The sequence below is a fragment of the Halomonas sp. genome, assembly GCF_031581305.1.
GTDB lineage: Bacteria > Pseudomonadota > Gammaproteobacteria > Pseudomonadales > Halomonadaceae > Halomonas.
Genome location: NZ_JAVLBC010000311.1, coordinates 1 through 2,198, shown reverse-complemented (window position 1 = coordinate 2,198; position 2,198 = coordinate 1). Strand labels below are relative to the sequence as shown.

Annotated in this window: 2 protein-coding genes; both read right to left on the bottom strand. The window is 66.9% G+C overall.

The window, feature by feature from the left end; all coding sequences use genetic code 11:
* On the bottom strand, positions 1–825 hold an 825-nt coding region (locus RI841_RS16170; protein ID WP_310706655.1), incomplete at its 3' end, for a 4-alpha-glucanotransferase.
* Positions 826–829: 4 nt separating this feature from the next.
* Positions 830–2,198: malto-oligosyltrehalose trehalohydrolase (gene treZ, locus RI841_RS16165; protein WP_310706654.1), on the bottom strand; the 1,369-nt coding region annotated here is incomplete at its 5' end.

Here is a 2,198-nt window from a genome sequence, read left to right as displayed (position 1 = left end):
GTCGTCGTACAGAAACCGCAGCCAGGTCAGCTTGGTACGCGCCACCTTGGGCCAGTCGAGCAGGTCGTCGGCCTCAAGCTGGCGCAGGCGGGACTCTAGGCCTTCTTGCGCCCTGGTCACTGCAGCCTCGCCCAGCAGGGCCTCCGGGGCGGCGTAGAGCACATTCTGCAGCAGCCGGCTGGAGGGCGAGTAGGGGCTGTAGCGTTCGGGGTTGGCGCTGAACATGGCGTGGTTAGGGCTGATGGCCAACGCCGCCGCTCCCCGCTCGGCGGCGCGAGTGGCGAAGGTGCGAAGCGCCAGGGCATCTCCGATGCCGCCGTCGCCGGGACGGCGCAGCGCATAGAGCTGGGCCGAGAGCCCCCATAGCCTGGGCGCGGGGTCGCCAACGAGGTCGTCCAGGGTGAAGCACCGGCGGGGCGCTACGGCCAGGGTCAGTACAGTGTCAGCGATCTCCAGGCGGTGATAGCCGAACGCGTCTACCGCGGGCAGGCGCCCCCGCGCATCGATGCGCCCCTCCCTGCTGTCGCCCTGTTCCAGTGTCAGCGTGAAGGATGTACTCGGTGCCAGTGGCGAGGGCAGCTCGATGGGAGCCCCGCGGTCGGCAGTGATCAGTGGCGGCCACTGCTCGGGTGCCTGAGGCTCATTCAGGTGCGCCAGGCGCTGCAGGCCGTCACGTATCGTCGCCTCGTCATCGGCGGGGTAGCCGAGGATATTCAGCAGGGCGCGCTGGCGCTCCTCCGGCAGGTGGCAAAGCTCGCCGTCGCTGTTCTCCCACTCCAGGACCAGCCCGGCCGCCTCGGCGAGCCGTGTCAAGGTATCGCTCATTCGCTCACCTCCCTTCGCTGGGACGGGAGCGCAGCCACGCCGCCGCCGCGCTAGGCGCCAGACGGCCGTTCTCCGCGGTCACCGCCACGCCTTCGCGAGTCTCGAACAACCGCCTGCCGACGCCGAAGCCGGGGATGGCCACTGTCGCGGCGCCGAGATTGAGCGCGATCACCAACTGGGTGTCGTCATTCATCCGCCAGCGGGCGACCACGGCCTTCTCACCGAGAACTTCGGCCCCCAACGCCACGGCGCCCTCCAGGCGCGGGATGATCGTCTCCCGGCGAATAGTGAGCAGGGTGCGATAGTGGCCAAGCCAGGCATCGTGGGGTGGAATCTTGCGGGCCTCGAAGTCGGGAATGGAGGCCTCGAAGGTCTCGCGCGCGTTGGGGTCGGGGATCGCCTCCCGCGCCGCCGCGTCCTGAAAGGCGCCGAAGTCGGCGAACTCGTCGCGTCGGCCCTCGCGCACCGCCTCGGCCAACTCGTCGCGATATTCGGTGAAGAAGAGGAAGGGACGCCGTGAGCTCCACTCCTCGCCCATGAAGAGCAGCGGCACCATGGGCGAGAGCAGCAATAGCACCGATGCCGCGGCGAGCGCCTGATGGTCGGCGAGCCGGGTCAGTCGCTCGCCCAGCGCACGGTTGCCGATCTGGTCGTGGTTCTGCAGGAAGGTGACGAAGGCAGTGGGAGGCAGGTCTGCGCTGGGTTCACCGCGGCCATGGCCACTCCGGGAGCGCTGCCCTTGGTAGATGAAGCCTTCGCTCAGGCAGCGGGCCAGCTTCTGCTCGGGGGCATCGATGAAGTCCGTATAGTAGCCCTCCTCTTCACCGGTGAGCAGCACGTGCATGACATGGTGCCAGTCATCGTTCCACTGGGCGGTGAAGCGTTCGGGTGCGATCAAGCTCGCCGCGTTGTGCTCGTTCTCCAGCACCAAGTGGACATGGCGCTGCGGGTCGATGGTGGTGCGTATCGTCTCACTTAGCTCGACCAGGAGATCGCGCTCGCTGATGGCGTGAACGGCGTCGAAGCGCAGTCCGTCGAAGCGATACTCCTCAAGCCACATCAAAGCGTTATCGATGAAGAAGCGGCGCACGTTGGGCTGACGGAAATCGATGGCCGGGCCCCAGGGTGTCGGCTTGTCGTGACGGAAGAACGCTTTGGCATAGCTGTTCAGATAGTTACCATCCGGGCCGAAATGATTGTAGACCACGTCGAGAAAAATCATGAGGCTGTAACCATGTGCCTCGTCGACCAGCGCCTTGAGGGCCTCGGGGCCGCCGTAGGCGGCTTCCACCGAATAGGGCAGCACGCCGTCGTAGCCCCAGTTGCGCGCCCCGGAAAACGCCGCCACCGGCATCAGCTCGACGGCGGTGACG